Source organism: Shewanella sp. ECSMB14102 (assembly GCF_000813075.1).
GTDB classification, from domain to species: domain Bacteria; phylum Pseudomonadota; class Gammaproteobacteria; order Enterobacterales; family Shewanellaceae; genus Shewanella; species Shewanella indica.
Map to the genome: position 1 here is coordinate 1 of NZ_JWGX01000046.1, position 25,645 is coordinate 25,645.

General features: G+C 50.5%; 24 protein-coding genes. 14 read left to right on the plus strand and 10 right to left on the minus strand.

Annotation, left to right across the window (positions count from 1 at the left end):
- Window positions 1–297: transposase (locus tag RC73_RS14940; RefSeq protein ID WP_039035393.1), on the plus strand; the 297-nt coding region annotated here is incomplete at its 5' end.
- Window positions 298–785: 488 nt separating this feature from the next.
- On the opposite strand, the gene RC73_RS14945 is transcribed toward RC73_RS14940, so the two are convergent.
- Both RC73_RS14945 and RC73_RS14950 read right to left on the minus strand, forming a co-directional pair.
- Entirely contained in the window at window positions 786–2,894 is a 2,109-nt protein-coding gene (locus RC73_RS14945) for a sensor histidine kinase (RefSeq protein ID WP_039035394.1), read from the minus strand.
- A gap of 2 nt (window positions 2,895–2,896) precedes the next feature.
- Entirely contained in the window at window positions 2,897–4,279 is a 1,383-nt protein-coding gene (locus RC73_RS14950) for a sigma-54-dependent transcriptional regulator (protein WP_039035395.1), read from the minus strand.
- A gap of 280 nt (window positions 4,280–4,559) precedes the next feature.
- On the opposite strand from RC73_RS14950, the gene RC73_RS14955 reads away from it, so the two are divergent.
- The 8 genes from RC73_RS14955 to mutM are packed head-to-tail and all read left to right on the plus strand — an operon-like array spanning window position 4,560 to window position 11,524.
- Window positions 4,560–5,372 carry a substrate-binding domain-containing protein gene (locus RC73_RS14955; RefSeq protein ID WP_039035396.1) on the plus strand — a complete coding sequence of 271 codons (813 nt, stop codon included), beginning with the start codon at window positions 4,560–4,562 and terminating at the stop codon, window positions 5,370–5,372.
- The gene (locus RC73_RS14960) at window positions 5,369–6,076 is read left to right on the plus strand and encodes an ABC transporter permease (RefSeq protein WP_039035397.1); all 708 of its coding nucleotides are present in this window, start codon (window positions 5,369–5,371) and stop codon (window positions 6,074–6,076) included. The genes RC73_RS14955 and RC73_RS14960 overlap by 4 nt, the downstream gene beginning before the upstream one ends.
- Before the next feature lie 8 nt (window positions 6,077–6,084).
- The gene (locus tag RC73_RS14965; RefSeq protein ID WP_039035398.1) at window positions 6,085–6,792 is read left to right on the plus strand and encodes an ABC transporter ATP-binding protein; all 708 of its coding nucleotides are present in this window, start codon (window positions 6,085–6,087) and stop codon (window positions 6,790–6,792) included.
- The gene (mobA, locus tag RC73_RS14970) at window positions 6,776–7,369 is read left to right on the plus strand and encodes a molybdenum cofactor guanylyltransferase MobA (RefSeq protein WP_039035399.1); all 594 of its coding nucleotides are present in this window, start codon (window positions 6,776–6,778) and stop codon (window positions 7,367–7,369) included. The genes RC73_RS14965 and mobA overlap by 17 nt, the downstream gene beginning before the upstream one ends.
- Before the next feature lie 9 nt (window positions 7,370–7,378).
- Entirely contained in the window at window positions 7,379–9,184 is a 1,806-nt protein-coding gene (locus RC73_RS14975) for a bifunctional molybdopterin-guanine dinucleotide biosynthesis adaptor protein MobB/molybdopterin molybdotransferase MoeA (protein ID WP_039035400.1), read from the plus strand.
- An 8-nt stretch (window positions 9,185–9,192) separates the two neighbouring features.
- Window positions 9,193–10,179 carry a GTP 3',8-cyclase MoaA gene (moaA, locus tag RC73_RS14980; protein WP_039035401.1) on the plus strand — a complete coding sequence of 329 codons (987 nt, stop codon included), beginning with the start codon at window positions 9,193–9,195 and terminating at the stop codon, window positions 10,177–10,179.
- Window positions 10,180–10,233: 54 nt separating this feature from the next.
- A complete protein-coding gene (locus tag RC73_RS14985; RefSeq protein ID WP_039035402.1) occupies window positions 10,234–10,692 on the plus strand; it encodes a hypothetical protein in 459 nt (152 codons plus the stop codon).
- Window positions 10,693–10,708: 16 nt separating this feature from the next.
- The gene (gene mutM / locus RC73_RS14990) at window positions 10,709–11,524 is read left to right on the plus strand and encodes a bifunctional DNA-formamidopyrimidine glycosylase/DNA-(apurinic or apyrimidinic site) lyase (RefSeq protein ID WP_039035403.1); all 816 of its coding nucleotides are present in this window, start codon (window positions 10,709–10,711) and stop codon (window positions 11,522–11,524) included.
- Between the two features lie 7 nt (window positions 11,525–11,531).
- Here mutM and RC73_RS14995 read toward each other — a convergent pair whose 3' ends face one another.
- The 5 genes from RC73_RS14995 to coaD all read right to left on the minus strand — a co-directional run bounded on the left by RC73_RS14995 (window position 11,532) and on the right by coaD (window position 16,849).
- A complete protein-coding gene (locus RC73_RS14995) occupies window positions 11,532–13,253 on the minus strand; it encodes an ArnT family glycosyltransferase (RefSeq protein WP_039035404.1) in 1,722 nt (573 codons plus the stop codon).
- Complete coding sequence (locus RC73_RS15000) at window positions 13,253–13,927, minus strand: TVP38/TMEM64 family protein (RefSeq protein WP_039035405.1); 675 nt, start codon at window positions 13,925–13,927, stop codon at window positions 13,253–13,255. Before RC73_RS15000 ends, RC73_RS14995 begins: the two co-directional genes overlap by 1 nt.
- 1 nt (window position 13,928) lies before the next feature.
- Window positions 13,929–14,660, minus strand: coding sequence for a glycosyltransferase family 2 protein (locus RC73_RS15005; RefSeq protein ID WP_039035429.1), 732 nt, complete (start codon window positions 14,658–14,660; stop codon window positions 13,929–13,931).
- Between the two features lie 198 nt (window positions 14,661–14,858).
- On the minus strand, window positions 14,859–16,352 hold the full coding sequence (locus tag RC73_RS15010; RefSeq protein ID WP_039035406.1) for a capsule assembly Wzi family protein: 1,494 nt from the start codon (window positions 16,350–16,352) through the stop codon (window positions 14,859–14,861).
- 5 nt (window positions 16,353–16,357) lie between these two features.
- On the minus strand, window positions 16,358–16,849 hold the full coding sequence (coaD, locus tag RC73_RS15015; RefSeq protein WP_039035407.1) for a pantetheine-phosphate adenylyltransferase: 492 nt from the start codon (window positions 16,847–16,849) through the stop codon (window positions 16,358–16,360).
- 315 nt (window positions 16,850–17,164) lie between these two features.
- Here coaD and RC73_RS15020 point away from each other — a divergent pair, with 315 nt between their 5' ends.
- The 5 genes from RC73_RS15020 to RC73_RS15040 are packed head-to-tail and all read left to right on the plus strand — an operon-like array spanning window position 17,165 to window position 22,038.
- Window positions 17,165–18,199 (plus strand): glycosyltransferase family 9 protein, encoded by a 1,035-nt coding sequence (locus RC73_RS15020; RefSeq protein WP_039035408.1) that lies wholly within the window; start codon window positions 17,165–17,167, stop codon window positions 18,197–18,199.
- 51 nt (window positions 18,200–18,250) lie between these two features.
- The gene (rfaD, locus tag RC73_RS15025; protein ID WP_039035409.1) at window positions 18,251–19,204 is read left to right on the plus strand and encodes an ADP-glyceromanno-heptose 6-epimerase; all 954 of its coding nucleotides are present in this window, start codon (window positions 18,251–18,253) and stop codon (window positions 19,202–19,204) included.
- A gap of 25 nt (window positions 19,205–19,229) precedes the next feature.
- Window positions 19,230–20,090: a glycosyltransferase gene (locus RC73_RS15030; RefSeq protein ID WP_226684949.1), complete on the plus strand. Its 861-nt coding sequence runs from the start codon at window positions 19,230–19,232 to the stop codon at window positions 20,088–20,090.
- A 17-nt stretch (window positions 20,091–20,107) separates the two neighbouring features.
- Complete coding sequence (locus RC73_RS15035; protein ID WP_052248225.1) at window positions 20,108–20,884, plus strand: glycosyltransferase family 25 protein; 777 nt, start codon at window positions 20,108–20,110, stop codon at window positions 20,882–20,884.
- Window positions 20,885–20,892: 8 nt separating this feature from the next.
- Complete coding sequence (locus tag RC73_RS15040) at window positions 20,893–22,038, plus strand: glycosyltransferase family 9 protein (protein ID WP_039035410.1); 1,146 nt, start codon at window positions 20,893–20,895, stop codon at window positions 22,036–22,038.
- Window positions 22,039–22,219: 181 nt separating this feature from the next.
- Here the strand turns inward: RC73_RS15040 and RC73_RS15045 are convergent, their stop codons facing one another.
- From RC73_RS15045 to RC73_RS15055, 3 genes are all read right to left on the minus strand, one after another.
- A complete protein-coding gene (locus tag RC73_RS15045; RefSeq protein WP_039035411.1) occupies window positions 22,220–23,320 on the minus strand; it encodes a glycosyltransferase in 1,101 nt (366 codons plus the stop codon).
- The gene (locus RC73_RS15050; protein WP_082014341.1) at window positions 23,313–24,386 is read right to left on the minus strand and encodes a glycosyltransferase family 9 protein; all 1,074 of its coding nucleotides are present in this window, start codon (window positions 24,384–24,386) and stop codon (window positions 23,313–23,315) included. Before RC73_RS15050 ends, RC73_RS15045 begins: the two co-directional genes overlap by 8 nt.
- 154 nt (window positions 24,387–24,540) lie before the next feature.
- Window positions 24,541–25,587 (minus strand): glycosyltransferase family 9 protein, encoded by a 1,047-nt coding sequence (locus RC73_RS15055; protein ID WP_039035413.1) that lies wholly within the window; start codon window positions 25,585–25,587, stop codon window positions 24,541–24,543.
- Window positions 25,588–25,645: the final 58 nt, after the last annotated feature.

A 25,645-nucleotide genomic window follows, 5' to 3' on the forward strand; every position in this document is an offset into this window, starting at 1 on the left:
AGGGAGCAACTCAAGGAGATGTGGTACTGCACAGATGAAGCCGAAGCCACGGCTCAATGGAACCTTTGGTGGCAACAAGTCAGAGAGAGTGGTATCAGGCCGTTACTCCAATTTGGCCAGCGTCTTAAAAACTATCTTCATGGCATAGTTGCTTCAGCGGTTCATCCGTTGCACACCTGCCGACTGGAAGGGATGAACAACAAAATCAAACTGCTGAAGCGAATGGGCTATGGCTACCGGGATACCGAATACTTCTTTCTGAAAGTCAGAGAGGCGTTCCCCGGAGATCCGCGATGAACCTTTTTTTTGGCTGATTGTTATTGTCTAAGCTTTATGCCCCTTATCCCCACTAACTATTTCTCCCTCTCACTGCTATTCAAACGTTTGATGCCCCTCTCTACAAACCAATATTGGGAGAATCAGGCACCAAGAAAGGGGCCGCAATCTGGATTTAGCAGCAAAACTGCCAATGGTTTTCGACCAGTGATTTAGATTCAAACGCATCAAAAAACCACTTACTAATCAAATATTTTTGATAAACACCCAAGATGAGAACAATTAGGCCGGAAAGATTTTATCTAGAAAGGGCAAAAAAACAGTTGCAAACATAAATGAGAATGATTATTGTTAACTCGCGTTCCAAAACTCATCCTTAGCTTTAGGCCTGCATTACCCGCTGAGAGTTATGGTGTTCCTGAGTTTGCAAAGCACGACATTGCTCACACACTCTTTGTGGCCGGGTTAATTACCCGGCTCTTTTTTTGTTTGCACGCCAAGCCTATAACCTACCCGAACAGCAGACCATCATAGGGGCCTGACTGATCCTCTTTAGCTATATGATAAATACTGACAGTAAACTGCGTCCCCTTACCCAGAGTCGAACTGACCTCTATGGTGCCGCCTATACGCTTGATAATACCGTAGCTCAACGACAAGCCCAGCCCGGTACCATCCTTACGGGTGGTATAGAAGGGATCGAATATCCGGCTCAATTGCTCCTGCGGGATCCCTGAACCTTCATCTTCAATCTCTATCTTGATCCCCACAGGTTCATCCTGTTCCACCCAATCATAGGTGCGGATCCAGATCCGCCCCTTGCCATCCATAGCATGAGCGGCGTTGACCACCAGATTGATCAACACCTGCAGTAATTGTGGACGATTCACCTGCACCGGATAACTGGCGTTCAGCTCAGGCAACAACACCACTTCCTGCTTACCCAATGAGTGACGCACCAGCAGCTGCATCTCTTCAATAATAGGTGTGATTTGATGCATCTCCAGCGGCGCATTGAATTCACCGGGACGACTGTACTGCAGCAAGCTGCGAATAATTGTACTAATACGGCCTACCTGCTGGATGATGAGGTCTATTTCCTCCTCAACGACCTCAGCGTTGTCACCAAGCTCCACCCGCAGCAGTTCCATATTACCGAGGATTACGGCGGTAGGGTTATTGATCTCATGGGCAATCCCAGCGGTCAATTCCCCGAGGGCGGTCAGTTTTTCATTGGTCACCAACTGCTGACGGGTTTCGTTCAGCAATTGTACGTTGCGCTGCAACTCTTCGGTTTTTTCCTGCAGGCTACGGGTACGTTCCTCGACCTTCATCTCCAATTGCTCGGCTGCCGCTTGAATTTGCGCATTGCGGCGCTGCAACAAATCGAGCATACGGTCAAACTGCTCTGCCAGGTTGGCCAGCTCATTGTCTCTGTCCAGTCCCAGCTCGCCGATACGCAGGTTACGCCCGGACTGCACCGCCTTAACCACTTGATGAATTCGTTCAATCGGTTGCAATAAACTGTAAGCGCCGCGATAAACCAAGAGTCCGGAAACCAGCAACACCAACATCAAAATGGTGCCCAACTCTATGATATTAAGAAGATAGTTGTGGATAAAAGGCGACTCGGAAAACCCGGAATAGATCATGCCTATCCGTTGACCGCGGATATCGGTCAACGGCGCATAGGCCGAGATAAACCAGTCGTTGTAAACAAAGGCTCTATCAACCCAGAGTTGGCCTTTGACCAACACCTGCTGACGTACCTCCTCCGACACCAGTGTGCCCAATGCCCGGCCGCGATTCTCATCTTCTTTGGGGAAGAAATGCAGAGGCACATTGGTGCTGATGCGGATATTGTCGAGGAAGATGGTCACAGTGCCTATGGAACGTTCCGGCAGTGTGCCCTTGTCATAGACCAGATCGCGAATATGATCGACGATGCGAGTGTTGCGATTAAACAGGATCCCACCATCCAGATACCAGCCGATCTTGCCGTTTTCATCGGCTACCGGCAGCAGGCTGCGGCTGAGCATGCCCCGCTCTTCAACTTCCCTATCGGGATTTTGTGCCCTCAAGGTCATTTTCACCGGGATCTTGGCACGTTCGGCCAACTCGGGATCGATTCGCGCCAGCCGCGAGCTGGAGAGTACCATCAACCCGGAATAGGCGCTTTGTCCCTGAACCAAGGGCAGCATCTGCCGCAAGTCCGGATCGGCCGCCGCATCGGCGATTCTAACCAGACGCAAAAAATCGAGATCCAATGCTTTGCGTTGCTGATCCAGAAAAACATTGAGCTCTTTCTGCTTCAGCTGTTTACCTTCGAGTATCGAGCGAAAGTGGGTCTGGAAATCGAAGGACTGCATCACATGTTCCAGCTGTTTTTCCTGGCGCTCCTGCACGGCATCCAAGGTGTTATTGGCCACGGTCAGGTCTGCTTTGACCTTCATAAACAGCTGTTTGCCTGTATAGCTGATGTTCCAGTAAATGGTGATAAACACCAGGCTCACCAGTGTCAGCAAGATGGGCAACAGAGTCAGGATCAGAATGCGATAACGCACCTTTGCCTGTAGCTGCTGCCAGCTCAGGCCAAAGAGCCGTTTGAACAGTGACAAGCTCAGACCTCCGACTCGCAGTCAAACCACTCTTTGTATTTACGATCCAGTGTCTTGCGAGACACTCCCAGCACCCGGGCTGCCGCCGACTTGTTGCCTCCGTGGGAGTCAACGACGGCGGTGACATGGTCTTTCTCCACATCCTTGAGCGCCCAGTCGTGGGGATAGCCAGGCTGAGCATTCAGTTCGGCCTTGGGCTGTTCTTTCCAGTATTCCGCCGGTGGCTTACCGAGCAGAATGCAGCGCTCTATCATGTTACGCAATTCGCGGATATTCCCCGGCCACTGATGTTGCTGCAGTTTGAGCAGGTCCTCATGGCTCCAGACCACCTCTTTCACCCCGAGCTCTGCGGCCAACTGACGGGTAAAATGATGGGTCAATTCCACCACATCATCCGGCCTTTCCCGCAATGGCGGGATCACTATGTCGAGCACATTGAGACGGTAAAAGAGATCGCGGCGAAAATGCCCGGCTTCAACCTCTTCGGCCAGTTTACGGTTGGTTGCCGCTATCACCCGAACATCAATATTGACTTCTTTCTCGCTGCCAACCGGACGAATCGCTTTTTGTTCCAGCACCCGCAGTAAGGCCGTCTGCATTTTCAGCGGCATTTCCCCGATCTCATCGAGGAAGATGGTGCCGCCGGAGGCAAAACTAAATAAGCCTTCCCTATTGCCCTTGGCGCCGGTAAAGGAACCTGCAGTATGACCAAAGAGTTCACTTTCCAGCAACTCTGGGGCAATGGCGCCGCAGTTAACCGGTACAAAGGGGCCCTGACGACCACTGAGCAGGTGAAGTTGCCTGGCCACCAGCTCCTTGCCCGTGCCGGACTCGCCTTCGATAAGCACTACGGCATTGGTCGGTGCCACTCGCTCAATCACCCGCTTGACCTCCATCATGGCATCACTGTTGCCTATGATGGTGGAGGAGTAGCCGCTGGACACTTCCCGGCGCAGCATCAGGTTTTCCCGCTTCAATAAGCGCCGCTCGATGCAGCGATCGACCGCCTTCATCATCTGCTCAAGATGAAAGGGCTTCATGATGAAGTCGGAAGCGCCGGCCCTAAGTGCCTGAATAGCCACTTCCATATCGGCATAGCCCGTCATAAAGATGATGTCGGAACGCCGCTCTTGATCATCCAGCGCCTCACGCCACTCAATACCTGAGCGGCCGGGCAGACGTATATCCACAATCAGCAGATCGAAGTGACAACGGCTTCGCAGTTGTTCAGCTTCTTCTATGCTGGCGGCGGTTTCTACCAGGGCAAATTTCTTTGCCAGCGCTTTGTTGAGGAAACTGCGCATACCGGGCTCGTCGTCGACGATCAACACGGACACGGCAGAAGGCATTGGCTTAGACTTAAGTGGCTTTTCTATCTGGCTCATATTGTCGGCTTCAGGACATTTTGACTCAATTGAAATAGATTCTATCATTGATACGGTAAAAATTGGTCACTATGAACCAGCGAAAAAGCCGATTGGGACAATTTGTCTGACACTTATTTACCAAGCTTGGGATCCAGTTCACATATTGGATCCCTCAATATCGGTTTATAGCTGACATTCATCTTTGGCACCCAAATTGCTTTATTGGGTGCGAGTACAAGGCCGTGGCCCGCTGGCTTATGGGTTCGGCACACTTATAAAATCATGCCAAGGAGCAATAATGTTGAACTTGAAACAACTGCTGGGTCTTGCCATTGCGGCAGGCCTGATGATCTCTGCCCCGGCTTCCGCTCAGGAAACCATCAAGCTGGCCACCACCACAAGTACTGAAAACTCAGGTCTGCTGGGTTACCTGCTGCCAAAATTCGAATCTGAATCAGGTTACAAGGTACAGGTGATCGCCACAGGTACAGGTAAAGCCCTGAAACTGGGTACCCAAGGTGACGTGGATCTGGTGATGACTCACGCTCCTGGCGCAGAAGCCAAGTTCGTTGCCGACGGTTTCGGTGTTGAACCTCGCGGTATCATGGAAAACGACTTTGTTGTCCTAGGCCCAAAGAACGACCCTGCCAAGGCTCGTGACAGCAAGAATGCCGAAGAAGCCTTCGCCAAAATCGCCAAGTCAGGCGTACCTTTCGTATCCCGTGGTGATGACTCAGGTACTCACAAGAAAGAACTGTTGATCTGGAAAGCCGCCAACGTGACTCCAGACTTCAAAGGCTATACTTCTGTAGGTCAAGGCATGGGTAAAACCCTGCTGATGGCTAATGAACTGCAAGGTTACACCCTGTCTGACCGTGGTACTTTCGTGGCTTACAAAGCCAAACTGGACCTGAGTATCGACTTCGACGGCGGCGCCACTCTGGCCAACCCTTATCAGGTTATCCTGATCAACCCTGCCAAATACCCTGATCTGAATCACAAAGGTGCACGTGCCTTCAGTGATTGGTTGATTAGCAAAGAAGCACAAAGCATGATCAACAGCTATAAAGTTCAAGGTGAACAACTGTTCAAGGCAACTTACGGCAAATGAGTGAAGGCTGGTTAGCCCTTATACAGCAGGCCCTCGGCCTGCTGTTTTCCAGAGACCCCGAAGTCTGGTCTATTATCTCCGTCTCTTTCTCGGTATCTTTCGCGGCACTGCTGATCACCTTGCTGCCGTCCATGATACTGGGGTTCGCCCTGGCGTTTGTTCAGTTTCCCGGTCGCTGGCTGGTAACCAACCTGGTGCAAACCCTGCAATCCATTCCCACTGTGGTGGTTGGCCTGTTGGCTTATCTACTACTGACCCGTAACGGTGCCCTGGGCGACCTGCGCTGGCTCTTTACCCAAAAGGGGATGATCCTCGGGCAGATGATGATCTGCGCCCCGGTACTGATAGCCATGAGCCATGCCGCCTTCACCAGTGTCGACCGCCGCGCCTGGGAAACCAGCCGCACCCTGGGTGCCAGTTGGAGCTCGGCTATCTGGGTGGTTTGCCGCGAGCTGAGAGTACCGCTGTTACTGGCGATTATCGCCGCGTTTTCCCGTATCATTACCGAAGTCGGCTGTTCCATGATGGTTGGTGGCAATATAGCCCATGTTACCCGTAACATACCCACCGCGATTTCGCTGGAAACCAGTAAAGGGGACTTCGCCCAGGCCATAGCCCTTGGCTTGGTGCTGCTGGTGCTGGCACTGATACTGAATTTTGCTCTGGGTACTCTGCGCGGCAGGGCCAATCCCAGAAGTCATTAGGACGCTTGATGATAAAGCTGATAGCCCAAGATCTTGAGATGCGTTTTGGTGAACGCCTGTTATTTCGCGCCCGGCAACTGGAGTTTTGCCAGGGCGAAGTCATCTATCTGCAAGGTGACAATGGCTGCGGTAAAACCACTCTGATGAAGCTGCTGGCCGGCTTACTCAAGCCCAGCGCCGGTACCATCTATACCCAAGGATTTCCAGCTGCGCCCTGGTGGCGAGGTGATACCTTGCTCGGCAAGGCTATTTACCTGCATCAGCACCCATACCTATTTGAAGGCAGTGTCAGCTACAATCTGCAACTGGCGCAGAAATACAGCAGCCTGGATAAAGCCGAGCAGCGCACTAGGATGCAAAGCGCGATAGAAAATGCCCAATTGGGGAAACTGCTCAAGACTAACGCCTCAACGTTATCCGGCGGCGAACGGCAACGGCTGGCACTGGCCAGAGCCTGGCTGTTGAAACCCAAGTTACTCATGCTCGATGAGCCCATATCCAATATGGACAGGGCATCGCAGCAAACCGTTTTTGCTATGATTGCCGAATTAAAGCAACAAGGTACTGGGCTGCTGATCAGTAGCCACCAGCACTCAGAGCTGACCGCACTTTGTCACCAACATTGGCATATAGAATCACAACAACTGACAACCTCAGCCAATTTGAGACTGGCCACGGAAGAACTGCAGGAGGAGAACTATGTCGCAGCGCATTGATGCGGTAATACTCGCCGGAGGCATGGCCAGGCGTATGGGCGGAGAAGACAAAGGACTGGTAGATCTGCTGGGGCGTCCCATGATTGCCCATGTTATCGACAGGGTAAAACCTCAGGTGAATCAGATCCTGATCAACGCCAACCGCAATCAAACACGTTATGCTGAGTTCGGTTTTCCAGTCATTGCCGACCTGGAACAGGGCTATCCCGGGCCGTTGGCAGGGATGATCAGCGCCCTGGACAAAACAGACGCCGATCTGCTGTTAGTGGTGCCCTGCGACTGCCCTTTGCTGCCCAAAGACCTGGTTGAGCGCATGGCGCAAAAACTATTGGCATCAGAAGCGGATCTCGCCGTGGCATCCGACGGCGAGCGGGAGCAGCCAGTGGTTATGCTGCTCAAACCGACGGTGAGGGATTCGATGCAGGCGTTTCTCGATTCAGGCAGGCGCCGTATTGATCTCTGGTACAGTGAGCACCCGGTAGTGGTTGAATCATTCGCCGATCAACCCAACGCCTTTATTAACGTCAACACCAACGAACAAAAACAACAACTCGCGGCGGAAATATCCCAAGCTTAAGAGGTTTCTATGAGCACTGTCTTTACCAATCCCCTGTCCATTCCCGTGTTGGGCTTCTGTGCCTATAGCGGCACAGGCAAGACCACACTGCTGAAGCAGTTGATCCCTGAACTGAATCGTCGTGGTTTGAGACTGGCAGTGATCAAACATGCCCATCACAACTTTGATATCGATGAGCCGGGTAAAGACAGCTATGAGATGCGCAAAGCCGGTGCCAGACAGATGTTGGTGGCCTCCCATGTACGTTGGGCCTTGATGACAGAAGATCCGCTGGACAGAGATCCGGATCTGCTGCATCTACTCGGCCAGCTGGAACAGGACAAGGCCGATCTGGTGTTGGTGGAAGGCTTCAAGAAACTGGCGCTGCCCAAGATTGAATTACACCGAGCCGCCCACGGCAAACCCTTTATCCATACCGAGGATCCCAATATCCTCGCAATAGCCTGCTGTGACGAAACCAAGCTGCCAGGGGAGATCCGCCGCCTGGATCTCAACAATGTGGCGCAAATCGCTGACTTTGTGCAGCAGTATGTTCGCGATTATCGCCCCGAATCCAAGCCCTCTTCAGCAAGAGCCCTGCCCTTAAGCGCCTGTGAGCTCGGCAGTGAACAGAATCTGTCGGTACGTCAAGGCATTGACCATATCCTGGAGCAAGTCAAACCCGTCACAGAGACAGAGCTGTTGACGCTCGATGAGGCCGACAACCGTATTCTGGCCCAGGATGCAATATCACCTGTGAATGTGCCACAGCAGACCAACTCGGCAATGGATGGTTACGCCTTCGCGTTTCAAGACAACATGTCACAACCCTTTGAGCTGAAAGGAGAAGTGCTGGCCGGTCATCAATATTCTGGCCAGTTGCAGCCGGGTGAAGCGGTACGAATTATGACAGGTGCGCCGGTTCCTTTGGGTGCAGATACCATTCAACCCAGAGAGCTTGCCACTGAAACTGATGGCAAGGTCAGCTTCAGTGGCAAAATCTACCGCGGCCAGCACGTGCGTCTGGCGGGTGAAGATATAGCCCAAGGCGCCGTTGCCCTAAGTGGTGGTACACGTTTGGGCGCTGCCGAGCAAGGCCTACTGGCTTCGCTGGGACTGTTTGAGATGCCCCTCAAACGCCGCCCCAGAATTGCCGTATTCTCCACCGGCGATGAAGTCAGCCAACCCGGCACTGAGCTCAAGGCCAACTGCATCTACGACTCCAACCGCTATACCATCAAGGCGATGGCCAAGCGTCTGGGCTGTGAAGTGCTGGACTTGGGGATCATCGAAGACTCAGAAGCGGTTCTAAGCCAAACATTGAGCCAGGCGGCGACTCAGGCCGATGTGATCATCAGCTCGGGCGGGGTGTCTGTCGGCAATGCCGATTATATCAAGACAGTGCTGGCCAAGCTGGGAGAAATCAACTTCTGGCGTATCAATATGCGCCCGGGACGCCCATTGGCATTCGGTAAGATAGACCAAACATTGTTCTTCGGCTTGCCCGGCAACCCTGTGGCCGTGATGGTCTCTTTCCTGATGTTTGTTCAACCTGCATTGCGTAAACTGGCCGGTGAACCAAGCGGGCAACCAAGACTATTGCCGGCGATTGCCGATGAAGCCATGCGCAGCCGCAGCGGCCGCACCGAGTTTAGCCGCGGCATCATGACCCTGGGAGATGACGGCCAATTGCACGTACGCACGACCGGTGCCCAGGGCTCAGGCATGCTCAGCTCCATGGTCAAGGCCAACTGCTTGGTGATTATCGGTGAGGCCGATGAACGCATAGAGGCGGGTGAAACCGTCTATGTACACCCGTTTGCAGACCTGCTCTGAGGCTGCCCTTGAACAGCCTAAGTGACGGCTTTGGCCGCAAAATAGAGTATCTGCGCCTCTCCATTACCGACAGGTGTGATTTTCGCTGCATCTATTGCATGAGTGAAGATCCCTGTTTTCTAGCGCGGGAACAGGTATTGAGCCTGGAGGAACTGGCTTTTATCGGCCGCGCCTTTACCGAGCTTGGCGTCAGCAAGATACGCCTCACCGGCGGCGAACCCTTGGTACGCAGCGATTGCGACCGTTTGGTGGCGCAGCTCGCGGCATTACCTGGGCTCAAAGATCTTTCCATGACCAGCAACGGCTCCAGGCTGGCCAAACTGGCTCCGGCGCTGAAAGCCGCCGGCTTGAACCGCCTCAATATCAGCCTGGACACCCTAAAGAGCGAACTCTTCACCACCCTGACCCGCAACGGCAAGCTGGAGCGAGTGCTCAAGGGCATAGATGCCGCCAAGGCAGCCGGCTTTGACAGGATCAAGATCAACGCCGTGATCCTCAAGGGACGCAACGAAAACGAAATTATCGATCTGCTGGAGTATTGCCGTCAAAAGCAGCTGGATATCGCCTTTATCGAAGAGATGCCTCTGGGTGTGATGGAGGAGCGTTCTCTGCCAAGACACATGAGCAGCAGTGATGTCAGGGAAATTATCAATCAACGCTGGCCCTTGAGCCTGTCATCCAAGCGTACCGGCGGCCCGGCACGTTACTACAGCATGGCCGACAGCCCTATCCATATAGGTTTTATTTCACCCCACAGCCATAACTTTTGCCATGAGTGCAACCGGGTCAGAGTCACGGCCGAAGGCCGCTTGCTGCTGTGCCTGGGGAATGAACACTCGCTGGATCTGAAGCAGCTCATCCGCAGCCATCCAGGTGACATAGACGTGTTGAAGCAAGCTATCTTCGAGGCGATTCAGCGCAAGCCCAAGGAGCATCACTTCGACGATCCCAATCAGGTGCAGATCCTGAGGTTTATGAACAGCACGGGTGGCTGATACCTGCCACCGTGCTACACTGGCGATTCGACCTCAATCAAACTATTTTTGCCCATGGCACTGACCCGCAAACAGTGGAATAACATCATTATTCTGGCCTCCATTTTGATGGTGTCGGTACTGACCTTGCTGGATAAACGCATGAACTCGGTGCCCGATACCCGCGATCTGTTTGACAGCCATACTGAACTGCAACAGCTGCAACTGGACGGGATCTGGTTGGCACAGGCCGCCACTGGCCAATGGCAGTGTGACCCCAAGGTGCTCAATTGCGCCGACTGGAGTCAAGCCTGGCTCAGTATTCGGGTATCACCATTGGCCAGCAAGCCTGAACTCACCCAAGATGAGCGGCCACAAGAGTTGCTGCTGAAAGTCAGCGGCGCTGCCGAGCCACAACTTTGGCTGTTCTATCCCCATCAGGGACTGCTTAAATCTGCCGCCGGGAACTGGTATCTTATTCCCCCCAGCCTCAGAAGTGGTGTTGTACCTCTGCTGAGTGTATCCACAAGCTGATAGAGCAGAGAGCCTTATGCCAGAATTGCCGGAAGTGGAAGTGACCCGCCTCGGGGTTACGCCGTATCTTGTTGATCAGACCGTCAGTAACCTTATCGTTCGGAATCCTTCGCTGCGTTGGCCGGTACCGGAAACGGCCCGCAATATCATAGGACAGACCATCAGAGCCGTGCGCCGCCGCGCCAAATACCTGCTGCTGGATACAGATGCCGGTACCTGCATAGTGCATCTGGGGATGTCCGGCAGCCTGCGGATTTTGCCCCGTAGCACACCGGCGGAGAAACACGACCATATAGATTTGGAGCTGGAAAACGGCCGGGTGCTGAGGTTCAACGATCCGCGCAGATTCGGTGCCTGGCTCTGGTGCGAGTTGCCGGAAACGGCTCATCCACTGCTGGCCAAACTGGGCCCCGAACCCTTAACGGATGCCTTTAATGTCGAGCAACTGCACGCGGCACTCAAGGGCAAGAAGAAGGCGATAAAACTTTGTCTGATGGACAATGCCATTGTGGTGGGTGTCGGTAATATCTATGCCAACGAAGCCCTGTTTGCCGCCGGGATCCACCCGCAGGCCGATGCCGGTAAAGTGGATAAAGAGCGGCTGACAGTGCTGGTCGCCGAGATAAAGCTGATCCTGGCCCAGGCCATCAAACAGGGCGGCACCACACTGAAAGATTTCACCAATGCCGAAGGTAAACCGGGTTACTTTGCCCAAAAGCTGCATGTCTATGGCCGCGGTGGGGAAACCTGCACCCAATGTGGCCATCTATTATCCGAAATACGCCTGGGACAGCGCAGCACAGTGTTTTGCAGCCTGTGCCAGACGCGCTGACCCAAGGCTATTCCCGCATCCACTGCCCCGGATGCGGGGTGTAGTAACTGACCATAGTCTTGGGCGACTGACATTCGGGCAGACTCGCCGATGCCGACAGTAAATACCAATCTTGCCTGTGGGCCGAGCCCATATTCTGCCCCTTACTCAAATCAAAGCATTCAAGGGTTACCCAACCGGGAACCAGGAGATAGCGTTGTTTACCTTGTTGCAGCCACTGCCAGGCCCGGCGCTCCTGCTCGGCGGTGGATGCCAGATAGCTAAAATGGGTAATACTTATGGGAGAAAACAGAATAAACTGCTCCTTGAAGCGGATTAATCCAAGCTCAGCTTCCTCACCTATCACCTCGGCAGTATGTTGCATCAAAGCCTTGGGAGTACGTATTTCATCGAGCAACAGATAACCCCAGGTGCTGACCAGGAGCCATCCTAGAATAGTTACAGCGCCGGCCCTGAACAGCGAAGGCTGCTTCCTTAGCCACCAAATCAAAATTAGCCAGGAAGAACCCAGCACCATAAACAGGTAGCCGATACCTGTGAGATCATCGGTATAGTCCGCCAACCTCTCAAGCAACTTGGGATGATTCAGCAATGCCAGCACCCCAAGAGTCAGCAGCAAGCCCCCCAACAACCACAACAGGGCGGACACCAAACGCTCAAACCACAGACACAACTGTGCTCCCTGCAATGCAGCCGCAATGGCCAGCGCGGCCATCGGCAGTGCCGGTAAAATATAGAGATTGCGCTTACCTGGGCTGATACTGAAAAACACCACCACCAACAAGACCCATAACAGCAAGACGGCAATGCCTGGGTCTGCCTTAATGGCCGCCCAGAGGCGCTTTCCGTAAGCCAATGCCAATAAAGGCAGAGGGAACCAGAGCCAAGGAATGACACTGAAAACAAAGAAATACCAAGGTTTGATATGATCCCAGGCGTTGACGTAACGTTCACCCGTTTGCTTAAACAAAATATTGTTCATGTAAGCCAGGTGATCCGGGCTCGCGGATGCTTGAACCGTCAGTATCATGGGAACCAACCAGAGCGCAATTACGGCCAACATGGCGACCGGCCCCAATAGCGCCCGCCAGCGCCAGCTCTCTCGCCATAAGCCTCGTTGCCAGCTGTAAAATGCCAACGGCAACAGCAACAGCAGAGGCAGAAAGCCAACCCCCTTGGTGATAACCCCCAACCCCATAAAGCCCCAGGCGGCGAAATACCAGCCCCAACTCGGCCCTTTGAGGAAATGGCGCAAGAGGCCATAACACCCTAAAGTAATCCAACACATCACCATGGCATCTATCTGAGCATTCTTGGCCTGCATCAAAAATTGCGGCACCAATAGCAGCAGCAGAGCAGCATTGCGCCCGGTGCGAACATTCCAAAGTCTGGCGCCCAGATCGTAGACCAGCATCACTGTCAACAAACCACACAGGGCATTGGGCAGCAAGAAAGCCAGCTTGAGGTCACCAATCAAGGCGTAGCAAAGTGCTATGGCCCACATGAAAACCGGCGGTTTATCAGGATAAAATTCGCCGCCGCGACTGGGAAACAACCACTGACCGCTACTGACCATTTCTCTGGCAACTTCGACAAATCTGGGTTCGTCAGCAGGCCAGGGAGAGCGGAATCCAATTCCCAGCAACATAATAAACAAGGTCAGCCAGAACAATGCCCAAAACACCCTGGTGTAACTATCACTGCCAAAGTAGCTACGCAGCCAATTCATCAAAGCTCCTGTTTTTCTGTGACCAAATCATCCACCTGACGACTCAGGCGATTGCGGTAAAGGTAAGTTCCTATAAAGCTGGAAAGCAGCAAGAGCACCAGGCTGATGCCGAGTTGATACTGATCAGACAAGCCCAAGCCGGCCCCGGCATAGGCAAAGATCAGCATCTGCGGTAAATAACCAATGAAACTGCCAAGCAAAAAACCGCCGACAGGAACCCGGGTTGCCCCGGCGAAAAGATTGGTCAACAGGTTGCTGCCCACAGGTAACAGCCTAATCATTAATACTTTGAGCCAGGTGCGATGGATGATCATCCGTTCAAAACGTTGCAGCCGTATACCAAAACGTTTTTGCAAGAATTCGCGTACCGTCAAACGGGCACAGTAAAAGCTGAGAAGGCAACCCGCCAAGGCGGCAAAGGTAGAAAACAGGGCGCCAACAGCCCCCCCAAGCGCGAAGCCGAAAACAAAGGCAATGATCTGTCTCGGCCCCCCCACGGCAGTAAACAGGGTGCCCACAGCAAACAGTAACGCCAGTCCACCACTCCCTTGGCGCTGAATAAAGTTGGCAACCCAGTTGCTGTCGGTGAGATGCTCAAACCAGCCGGCCTGAACGGCCAACATCAGCCCAAGCAAGACAGAGAGCAACAACAGTGTCTTTAGCAAACGCTTCAACTTAATCCCGGCGGCTGTGTTCAATGCTGTCTATCTCGGCAATTTTGGCCCGGCGGATCAACCACATCACCCCCAAGATATCGACGATTCCCACCCAGAGTCGATTCCAGGCAGTATATTTTGAAATACCGGCTTGTCTATCTCTGTGATTAACCACGGAAATACGCACATCTCCCCCAATACGGCGGATAAGCGCCGGAATATACCTGTGCATATGGTTGAAATAGGGAAGTTTCAGAAAACTGGCTCGTGGAAACAGTTTAAGGCCACAGCCGGTATCCGGAACGCCATCGTGCAACAAAGCATCGCGTACCCGGTTGGCAAAACGGGATTGAAAGCGTTTCCAAGCCGTGTCTTTACGGTGCTTTCGATAACCTGCGATACAAAAATCAGCACTGTTCATTTGCGGGATAAGCCGGATCATGGCGGGGATATCCGCAGGATCATTCTGCCCATCGGCGTCCAGGGTCACTATATATTCCCCCTTGGCCTCGCGCACTCCCGTGCAGATAGCCGTGCTCTGACCTGTACTGCGTTTATGACGGATAACTCTGGCATCACAACCATTTTGTTCTGCGGTTTGTAACACTTCGTTGGCAGTGTTATCGCTGCTGCCATCGTCCACAACCAGAATTTCAAATGGAGTTGTACTTGCCAAGGCCTGACAGATTTCATTAATGAGAGGGCCTATATTGCCGGCTTCGTCTTTGGCGGGTATTACGACTGAAATCAAAAATAAGCTCCCGGGATACTGACCTAAAAACAGTTCAAGCCTATGTTCCATAGGCTTGAACTGCAGCATAGAAGTCGTTTCTTAAGGCTAAATTATGTCAACGCCGCTTTTTACGCAACCATTAAAACCAATGCTGATAACATTTTAATTACAGACATAAAAAAGCCGGCTAAGCCGGCTTGGGGAAGGTGTTATTTCTCAGAATCTGTATTCGTAACTGCCAAATAGGCTGGCATCTGTATCGTTATCAGTATCGAATTCTGAACGGGAAGCAGTTCCCCCAAAAGTCATCATTCCCTTCAACAAGGGCATTCGATAGCTGAGCTCCAACATCAATAGGTCTTCCTTGGCAGGCTGAGGTGCCCAACCATGAGAAGGAGACTTGCCGTCTTTATTGAGTTGAGCATAACGCAGGTAAGCGTTGATGCCGTGGCTGTCGGCAAATTGCCCAACCAAACCCAACACATAAACCTTGGCATCGCTGTCATAGGTGGATCCCAAAGAACGTTGATAGTAACGTGAACCACTCAGGTAAGTGCTATGTTCATAGAAACAGTTAAACACATTAGGGTCGCTACCACAGGCTACCATTGTATCCGTATACTCAAAGAACAGCTTATATTGTTGCTGCGCCAGGTTGAAGCGGGTATCAGCGCCCACCAGCATGGCACAGTCGGCAATCTGCCATGGCGCCGAACCGCTGGAGTCTTCACAGGTGCGCTCCAGATAAAGGCCGAAAGGCACGTTAAACAGAGTGTCGGCATAGCGAATATCGAAACCCGCCATCTGGTTGCCTATCTTGGACTGCATGGAAGGGTCACAGTTAGGATCTCCATCGGCACACTCGGTACCACCTGAAATAGCATCCCAGAATGAACCAAAACCGCAATCCTGCCCCTCACCACAGAATTGCGTGGTCCAGGAAAGGCCTATTTCCAACTGTTTGAAGGGTCTGACACTGCCACGCATATTCCACAGCAGGGTATCTTCAATGGCCCTGTCGTCGTTCATCCAACTGATACCAGTAGTCAAGGTCCAGGGACCAATCCAGGATAGCCAAGGGGTTTCAAAGCCAGCGGCATTGTTACGACTGAGCATCACAGACGGCATGGGCCTGGCATTATTTGATTTATGCAAGGCCGAATCAAATCCAGGCCCCCACCACTGCTGCACAGCGCCTGCGGTCACTATCCAATTGCCCAATACCACAGCCATGTAGGAATCATCCGGACGAGCGTTCTCATCATCCTGAGCATCATATGCCCCGGTTCCTGCAACCTTGAAGGCAAAACGTTCTCCGACATATTCATAGGAGGCACTCAGTTGTCCCTTCTCACGATAGTCAGAACCAAAATGTTGAAATCTGGCAGCATCGGTTGCCGCCGTTGCCTTGATGGCCGCACTACCGCGACTGTCTATCGCCTGACGATAGTAAAAATTCACCCTGGAAAAGGCGTCGGTCAACGCCGGGGTCAGGGTGGCCGGCTCAACTTTGGCCAAGTCGGCACCGATACCTGCCCACATCAAGGGATAGGTATTGACCGGAACCGTGATTACCCCGGCATCGGCCAGCGCTTGTATATCGGCTCTTAAATAAATGTCAGAACTATCGACCCAAGGCGCCGCTTGACTCATAGTACTCATTCCCAGGCCAATGCCCAGCACCAAGCTTTTGTACAAAAAACTTCTCATTGAAATTAACTTCCTTGCTTTTTGATTCGGGTAACCAAGGCCTTGGCAACATCCGGATGAACAAATTGACTGACATCGCCCCCGTGCAGCGCGACTTCCTTGACCAAGGTCGATGAAATAAAAGAGTTTTCTTCCGCAGGGGTCAAAAAGACACTCTCCAGCTCAGGGTGGAGCCGACGATTCATATTGGCCAGTTGGAACTCATATTCGAAATCAGACACAGCGCGCAGCCCCCGCACCAACACATTGGCACTCTGTTCTTTGGCAAAGTCCACCAGTAGCCCGGTAAAGCCAACCACCTCGACATTATCCAGATGTGAGGTCACCTTGTTGAGCATGGCGACCCTTTCTTCCAGAGTAAAACAAGGCTGCTTCGATGGACTGGCTGCCACACCTATCACCAAGTGAGAAAATAGCGCAGCGGCACGTTGGATAAGATCCGCATGCCCATTGGTGACAGGGTCGAATGTTCCGGGATAGATGGCTTTCGTGTACATGACTCTGTGCCCTAAATTGATGGTGTAATCGCGCCTAGTTTAACGAGTTCTCTCCCTGGATTGAACCATTGACATCGAATCAGCTTGGTTAACCGCTTAACAGCGGTTGTACCCAAAGAGTCTGAGTTCAAGGCATTTGGTGACCCATGCAATTCTTTCAGACATGAAACCTGGTTATGAAAGACGAAAACACAGATCTATGGAATTTAAATTGGTATACTGACACGCCTTTTTTCGTGAGTGATCCATTGATGTTCACGAGGATGTAGACATCAATGGATCACTTAAGTTTTTACAATGAGTTGATTTTTTCATATGTTAAAAAGAGTATTGGTCATCAAACACGATAAAATTGGCGACTTTGTCCTCATGTGGCCTGCACTGTATCTACTCAGGCATGCTTTACCGCAAGCCAGTATTGAAATGTTTGTCTCTCCAGCCGTAAAGCCATTTGCTGAAGTATGCCCTTATGTTGACCATGTCATTGTCGATAACGGCAACGATGAAGAGATTGGCGAAGCCATCAGCGCCAGGCAATATGACGCAATTCTCATCTCTCAATCCGAATACCGTATCTACAAAATCTTACGCCACATAGATGTTGCCTATAAACTCGCTCCTAAGCATAACTGGTACCAATATCTCTATAAACACAGAGCCAACGTTCAATATCGTAAGGGAGAGCCTTGTTGGCGTGGTGCTTGCTTACTGGTAGAGCACTTCCTTAATCATTTTGGATACAGTATCCCAGCGCTTCCCAAACAATATTGGGATAAACAAGCCGTGCGAGACAAATGGCAAGCCTATTACGAACATTCTTCAGGTGAAAAGTTGATCTTTGCTCATCCGGGTACAGGTGGGTCATCCGGTGCGCTCGCCCCAAAGGACTTTGCCTACCTATTAACACAGATAAACGCCAATACTAAAATCGACTGTAAGTTTGTACTCACCTTTAACGGTGACGAAGAAGCATTAGCGCAAATAATCAATAAAGACTTACAAGCTAACGGAGTCAAAGTGGTGATGGCCAAACCTTTAGCCGGCCTTGCCGACTTTGCCGAATCACTGGTCGCTGCCGACATGTTTATCGCAGGTTCAACAGGCCCATTACATATCGCTGGGCTCCATGATGTGCCGACTGTAGGCTTTTATGCGGGGAGGCGTTCAGCGCCCAAAATTCGCTGGCAAACTTTGACCCAGAGCCACAAGCGTCTAGCCTTTACTCCACCGATAGGCAAAAAAACTGGCCGAAATATGGCACTAATCGATTTTGACGCTGCGGCACAGGAAATTGCTCAGTTCCTAGATACCTTTTATGGTGAGCCCCAACCACTCACCTCGGATTTATAACATTTAGCGACTCGACATTTATACGAGTCACACGAAAATTGGAAAATACTTATGATAGTAGTCACAGGTGCCGCAGGCTTTATTGGTAGCAACTTAGTTAAAGCGCTCAATAACTTAGGGCGTAGTGATATTATTGCCGTAGATGACCTGACCGACGGCACCAAGATGTTTAATCTCGCCGACTGTGAAATCGCCGATTATCTGGATAAAGCAGACTTCATCGAACAGATCAACCAGGGACAATTCGATAACAAGGTTGAAGTAATCTTCCATCAAGGCGCCTGTTCGTCAACCACTGAGTGGGACGGCAAGTTTATGATGGCTAACAACTACGAGTATTCCAAAACCCTGCTCCACTTCTGTGAGCGTACCGGCAGCCAGTTTATCTATGCATCCTCGGCCTCTGTTTACGGCGGCAGCGATAAGTTTGTCGAGCAGCGGGAGCTGGAAAAGCCGCTCAACGTCTATGCCTACTCCAAGTTCCTGTTCGATCAATATGTCAGGCAACATAGCTTCACGACTCAAGTGGCCGGACTACGTTACTTCAACGTTTATGGACCAAGGGAACAACATAAGGGCGGCATGGCTAGTGTAGCTTTCCACTTCAACAATCAGATTAAGGCGAATGGTATCTGCCGCCTGTTTCAGGGCCACGACGGCTTCGAAGATGGCAAACAACTGAGAGACTTCGTGTATGTCGAAGATGTAGTCAAAGTCAACCTCTGGCTATGGCAAAATCCAAGTGTCTCAGGGGTGTACAACTGTGGTACGGGTCAAGCACAGAGCTTCAACGACGTGGCCAATGCGGTGATCGCTTATCACGGTAAGGGGGAAATCGAATATATTCCTTTCCCGGATAAGCTCAAAGGCGCCTATCAAAGCTATACCCAGGCGGATCTCACTCGACTTAGGGCTGCTGGATATACTCAGGCCTTTAAAACAGTCGAGCAAGGAGTACCCGAGTATCTGGACTGGCTGGCCGCGCAACACTTTATCGGTCAGTAATTAAGCCTTGAGGAGCCCATTTGTAATGAAAGACAATCAATTGAAAACAGCTATTTTTACGCTTGCTATTGGTGATGAAAATCCCATGTACCGTGCCGCGTTACTCAGTTTCGAAAGATATGCCGAAAAAGTCGGTGCTGATCTTATCGTTTCAAAGGAGCTCCATTACCCAATCACCATCACAAATCCAAAACATACCGCCAGCCCTGCGTGGACAGAGAAGTTATATATCAAGGAGTTATTGAAAAAATACGATAGGGTACTGTACCTGGATGCCGATATCATTATTACTCCAGATGCTGACAACATTTTTGAAGTTTATAATGAACTGGATACTATTTATCTATTTAATGAAGGACAGTTGCTAGAGCGTCAACCTGTGATAGACAAAATCTCTGCTATCATGGGTGAAATAAAAGACTGGCCCAAAGAAAATGGACGCCCTGTCTACTATAACTTAGGCTGCATGCTAATTTCACGCCAATGTCCATTATTTGATATTGCCTCATTATCTGATCTTCAGAAACTTTGTAATCACATAAAGTACTATGAACAAACTTATGTAAACTACCTGATACAACGTGATAATCTCAAAAATAAGAGCATATCCTCACAGTTTAACCGCATGGATGTTTTAGGGGCAGATAATTATAAACAAGCCAGCTTCATCCATTATGCTGGTAGAGGCTATACTAACTCTTCCTTAAAACGTGAAGTCAGATTTGTAAACGACTTTTGCGACATCTTTGCTAACCAAATAGATGCTGACACTTTAAAAGAAATCAAAAGCGACGGCTGGGAATTGTTTATCGACAAAGCACATAAGCGTTATAAGCTACCGAGATCGATCATCAGTGCCTTGGCCAAAGCCTTCGTCACCATTTAAGGAAATAGCTAAAACTCATGATGAAGTATAAGGTTTTCGTTATCAATCTAGCCCGCTCTAAAGAGCGGATGGCCCATATTACCGAGCAACTCAATCGTGTTGGAGTCCCCTTCGAACGCATAGAAGGCGTTGATGGCAACCTACTAACAGATGAAGAAATTGAACAGGTTTCTCCTGCCAAATTAGTGCAAAAAAACTATTACAGGGCGCTAAGTAAAGGAGAGGTCGGTTGCAGTCTTAGCCACAAAAAAGCATGGCAAAAAATTATCGATGATGACTTGGATTTTGCCTTCATTCTTGAGGATGACATCTACCTAGAAGACAATTTCTCAGAAGTGGTCGACTTAATGCGAAACCTACCCACAAAAGAATGGGACTTCATTAAGCTTTATCCACTCCGCAAGGGTGGCCAGAGCAATATTAGGAATGCTTATACTTACCATAAGCACAAATTTATTAGTTATCATAAGTTTCCAATTAGCGCTGTAGCACAGGTAGTGAGTAAAAAAGGAGCTAAAGCACTTATCAAAAACATGCCTTATGTGGTACAACCAGTTGATGGACACCTAAAATCCTGGTGGACGCTAGGTATTTATCCTTTTGGACTCATCCCATACTGCGTTTCAGTCGATCTGACGGGCCTATCGGACATCAACCCTCATGGGGGGCTTGAAAAGATGAAGCAACGCAAATTAACCAAGCTATATCTTAACTGGCAACGCGCTCTGGCGCGGCTTTTTGCAACGCCTAAGCTTGACAAAAAATTCACACAGTTTACCAACTATCTAAAATAGAGATTCTTGTGTCTGTCATAATTGAACATTCAAGCATACTGAAAGCTAAGCGTGTCTTGTACATGACACACTTGGCCATTGGTGATTTTGTCTACCAAGGTGTTTGGTTACGCGCCCTTAAAGCAAAATACCCTCATCTTAGTATCGATATCTGGTTTGACGACTGTCGCAGTAAGCCCCACGATTGGGCCAAAGGCCGCAACAAAATTCTATCGGAATGGATAAATGCAATAGGGGATTTCGACGACGTTTATCCTATTGTGAGCAATTTGGATCAACGTCAAGCAGCAATCCAAACAGCTCGAGAAAAAAAATACGATATCATCATTTTCGTAGGGAAAAATCGTAGCGAACAATTTGCAAAGATTGCACGTCAGATCTCATCGACAGCCATAGTTGTCGCCACCATGAACTACACCCTAAAAAATCTATTTACCAGTAAAATCTATGCTGGCAAACTCGATGGTACTCTCAACTACCGTGACATAGCTAAAAAAAGCTCACATATTACTGACTTCTATGGTCACTGCTTTAATCAATTTCTAGGATTAGATACCACAGATCTCATTAACGGCAGCAAACAACTCGATATTTATATTAGTCCTGAGTATCAATCAAGTGTCCAACCCGTGATAACCTCACTCACACAGGGTGACTCAAATAAACTCATTATTTTTATCAATCACCTATCAACGGCGACGAAAAAAGACTACCCCTGGCCTCAAGTAAAACAACTGATCCAGCTGCTTAATTCAAAATATGCCAACCTAGTATTCATAGTCAATACACCGCCAGATAAGCTTGAATCTGTCACTGCAGAGATAAGAGCAGATAAAGATTTAAATCCAAAGCAGATCACTACCTTTACTGCACTGAATAATTTCTTTGAACTTCCAGCTATCATAGGTCTTTGCGACCTGAGCATAAGCGTCGATACTGCTACTGCTCATCTCGCTGTATGCATGTCGAAGCCTCAAGTAACCCTAATGGCCAGCGACTTTAAGCTCTGGCAACCACTGGGGGATAGCATCATCCTTGAAGGTACAGGTAAAGCAAGCTCTATTGCCCCTCACCAAGTCGCCAATGCAGTGGAAAAGCAAATCCTAAACTTCTATGGTGAAACAGAAAAATTTCAGCCTTTAAACAACAATTGAGTATATGTTGAACATAAACCTGGGCAGGGTAAACTTAATAATGCATTATTTATTAATGCTTTATATTTAGCCCACCAACACCGAGGCTTTAATATCAGGGCTTGTAAAACGATTAAACAAGCAAGAGCTTAAGTAATTGGGCTGCAAGTGGTAAAAGTGGTGAAGTTTTATTCCATTCCCCTTAAGAGGACTCACAGAGGCTCAGATAGTCGGCAACAATTTTGTCGATGGTCACCTGCGTAAGGATCTGACTGTCGGCAAAAGGCGGATAATACTCCAAGGCTTGCTCCAACTTCCGACTTAAAGCCTTACTATCCCGTCTCGGAACCAGATATTTAGCCAGTTCACCCGTTAAAATCTCATCAGGTCCATGGGGGCAGTCGGTACTGATCACAGGAGTGCCGCACAATAATCCCTCGACCAGGACATTACCAAAGCCTTCATAATCGGAACTGAGCACCAAGAGACTCGCACCCTTTATCCAGGGAAAGGGGTTGGCCTGAAACCCGGGACAGATGATGCGATCGGCCACACCGTATTTTCTGGCCAGTTTCATCGCCTTCTTGGGATTGTTACAAAGTAGCACCAGCGGCAAAGGCTTATGCATCTTGGCAAGAGCCTGAAATAGTATGTCATGACGTTTTTGCCGTGCGACGCGACCAACATGGATCAGATAGTCACCTTTGGGAATATCCGGGTGTTCCTCTACAGCTTTTGCCCTTATCGCTTCTATATCGAATGGGTTATATATAGTACGCATACTGCGGGGAGAAATTCGCCCGCTCTGGCGAATTTCCTGAGCGATCCCCTTGGAGACTGTGATCAACGCCTGGCCGTTTAGTGCCAGCTTGGTTCTGAGCATTGTAAGGTAAGCTAATAGTCCGAGTTTACGCTCACGCTTCAACTCCTCTTCAATAGAGTTATGCACCACAATATAGAGCTGTGATACACCGGCACGAGTTAGCAATAAATTGCTCTTGTCCAAATTAGACAAAATAAGGTCAAAACCACCATAAGTCTGTTCGAGTTCATCGAACCATTGCTTGACCCTGGCAACCGAGCGCCCCAACCGCCACCAGGCAATGATATGCCGCTCACCTTCATCGAAGCAGACATGCAAGGGAATTTCCTCAGGGACTGCATAATCATAATGAGGAGTCAGCACCAAAAGATGCGGCTCGTGTCCCAAACGTTTCAGTTCAGTCGCCAGAGTTAGGACTATCTTCTCTGCACCGCCACCGGCGAGGCTGTCTATAGCTAAGCCGATCCGTTTACTACTCATAATCAAGCCCCAATAGTCGTGCAATCTCCATTATGCAGATATCCAGCCCCTTGGCCTCCCCCTCTTTATCCATATTGGCAACTAACTGCCCCACGGTTTGTGGTTCCAACAGACGCTGTACCTGAGTACACATAGCATCTGTCTCGATATCGCTGCTGATGGCTAAGCCCCGCTGCACACAGCTATCAATCCGCTTGGGTTGATCCTTGGAAACTGCCACCGCCAACGTCGGCACCTTAAGAGCTATCGCCTGCAACAGGGTATCACCACCGCTTAGTACAGCGCCCACTGCGCCATCAAGCAGATTGATAAACTCCATGCTGGAGAGCCGCTCTATGCTCACTACCCCCTCTAACCTAGGCAGGGCTTTAGGATAATTAGGACCAAACACCATGACGCTGGGTATCCCCATCTTTTGATAACAGACCTGCGCTACTTGGGCAAAACGTTCAGCCGCAAGAGTTGCGCCGACATAATGACCGCCAGATCCTGCGCTATAGAGGAGATATCCCTTTGGCTTTAAGTTATATGCTTGCTGCAACTGCTGTTGCAACGCTTTATCGGGTCTTGCGAAGATAGGACCGGTAAAGATGGGCTCGGCCCGTTTGATCAGGTTTAACTTGAAGCGATCGAAACGACTAATATCGCCAATCACAAACTCAGGCTGCACTACCCAATGACTGTCAGTGACCAATGCCCGTACAAGCTTCATGCCTCGAGCACGTTTGCGTTTGTGCTGGCTGATAAAAACCACCTTGGCGCCACTGCGATAAGCATGTTTCAGCTGTGCTTTACGGCCGGCCGCATCAAAGATTACCAGGTCAGGCTTGAGCTCTGAGATCAACTGGTTCACCTCTTTCACTCGCTTGGTGGGAGTGTCGTCAACCAGATGCGTTGGATAGGAGCAATACTTGGCGTAGGGGGCGCGACTGTTAAGCACAAATTCAATCTGTGCTCCGGGCCAACGCTGCATGATCTCGTCGGCCACTATGGTGGAACGCATATATTCACCTATTCCCTCTTCACAGGAGACAGGTACAAATAGAAATTTTGGCGCCACGGACATCGACATTATCCCTAAAATTAAATGGAAAAACCCCATCCTCCCTCATTGCTTCACTCAACTGATGTTTGTCAGCAGATGAGCCTATCAAGCCTGAAGTTTACCATTAATCGGCAGCTCCTTACTATTGACCGGAGTATTGTTGAGGATCGCTCGATTAAGCGCTTTCGCTCGCTGGCAACAGACGATCAAATTGGGCTATTACAGATGCCACCGGGATCATCTCCATCAGATGCGCGCCCTTGGCGCGTGTCCCCCAGGGAACCTCGCCTGGATGTTGCAAGGCGATTACCTCATCATAGACACTGACCACGCTATCCAAACAGGTATAAGGCCCAGTGCGTCCAGGATTGGAATGGGCGTATAGGCCGATCACCGGCGTTCCTTGGGTCACAGCCATATGAGCAGGACCGGTATCCGGCGCCAGGACTATGCTCGCCTGTTTCAAAAGCGCCAAAAGCTGCGTCAGTGAAGTCTTACCCACCTGGTTTTCGATGCGGGCATCGCCATGTTCAATAATGGCCTCGGCAAGCTGATACTCCATAGGAGCGGGGCCGCCGCAAAGCAACACACGATAACCTCTTTCCAGCGCATGGTTGGCTACTTGAGCATAACGTTCGGGCAACCAATTTCGCTCTGCCTTACTGGCGGCAGCGCAAATAATCAGTGCCTTATCCCCATCAGGGATCAACTGACAGGCAAACTCAGTATCAGCGGCGGGCACAGGAATGTCCCACTTAGGCTGAAGATCTGTCACCCCCACAGCCTTAGCGAAGCCCATAAAGCCTTCCAATACATGGGGCGTGGCCAACGGGGCAACCTGCTCATTGGTCACCAACCATTGTCCCTCTTTGGCCCTGGCCCGGTCAAACCCTATGCGCACTTTGGCGGGGATCATCAATGAGGCTATGGTAGCCCGCAGCGCCACCTGCATGTGCAACAGCACATCGAAACGACGCCCCTTGAGCGCCCGCCGCAAATTGAGGTAACTCTTCCAGCCTTGACCTTTGTCAAACACCACAAACTCCACCCCGGGCAGGTGCTTGAGCAGCTGATATTCTATCTTGCCTACCACCCAGGTGATGGCCAGTTGCGGGTACTGGCGCTGAATTGCCTGCACCATGGCAACGGCATGACAAACATCACCAATCGCCGACAGGCGCAGCAAACAGAGAGATTGAATTTTCGCGGGGTCAAAACTCATGGACAGAATCGGCTTCTTGGGTGCAAACCCCAGATCTTAATGTAGAATAGACTCAGGT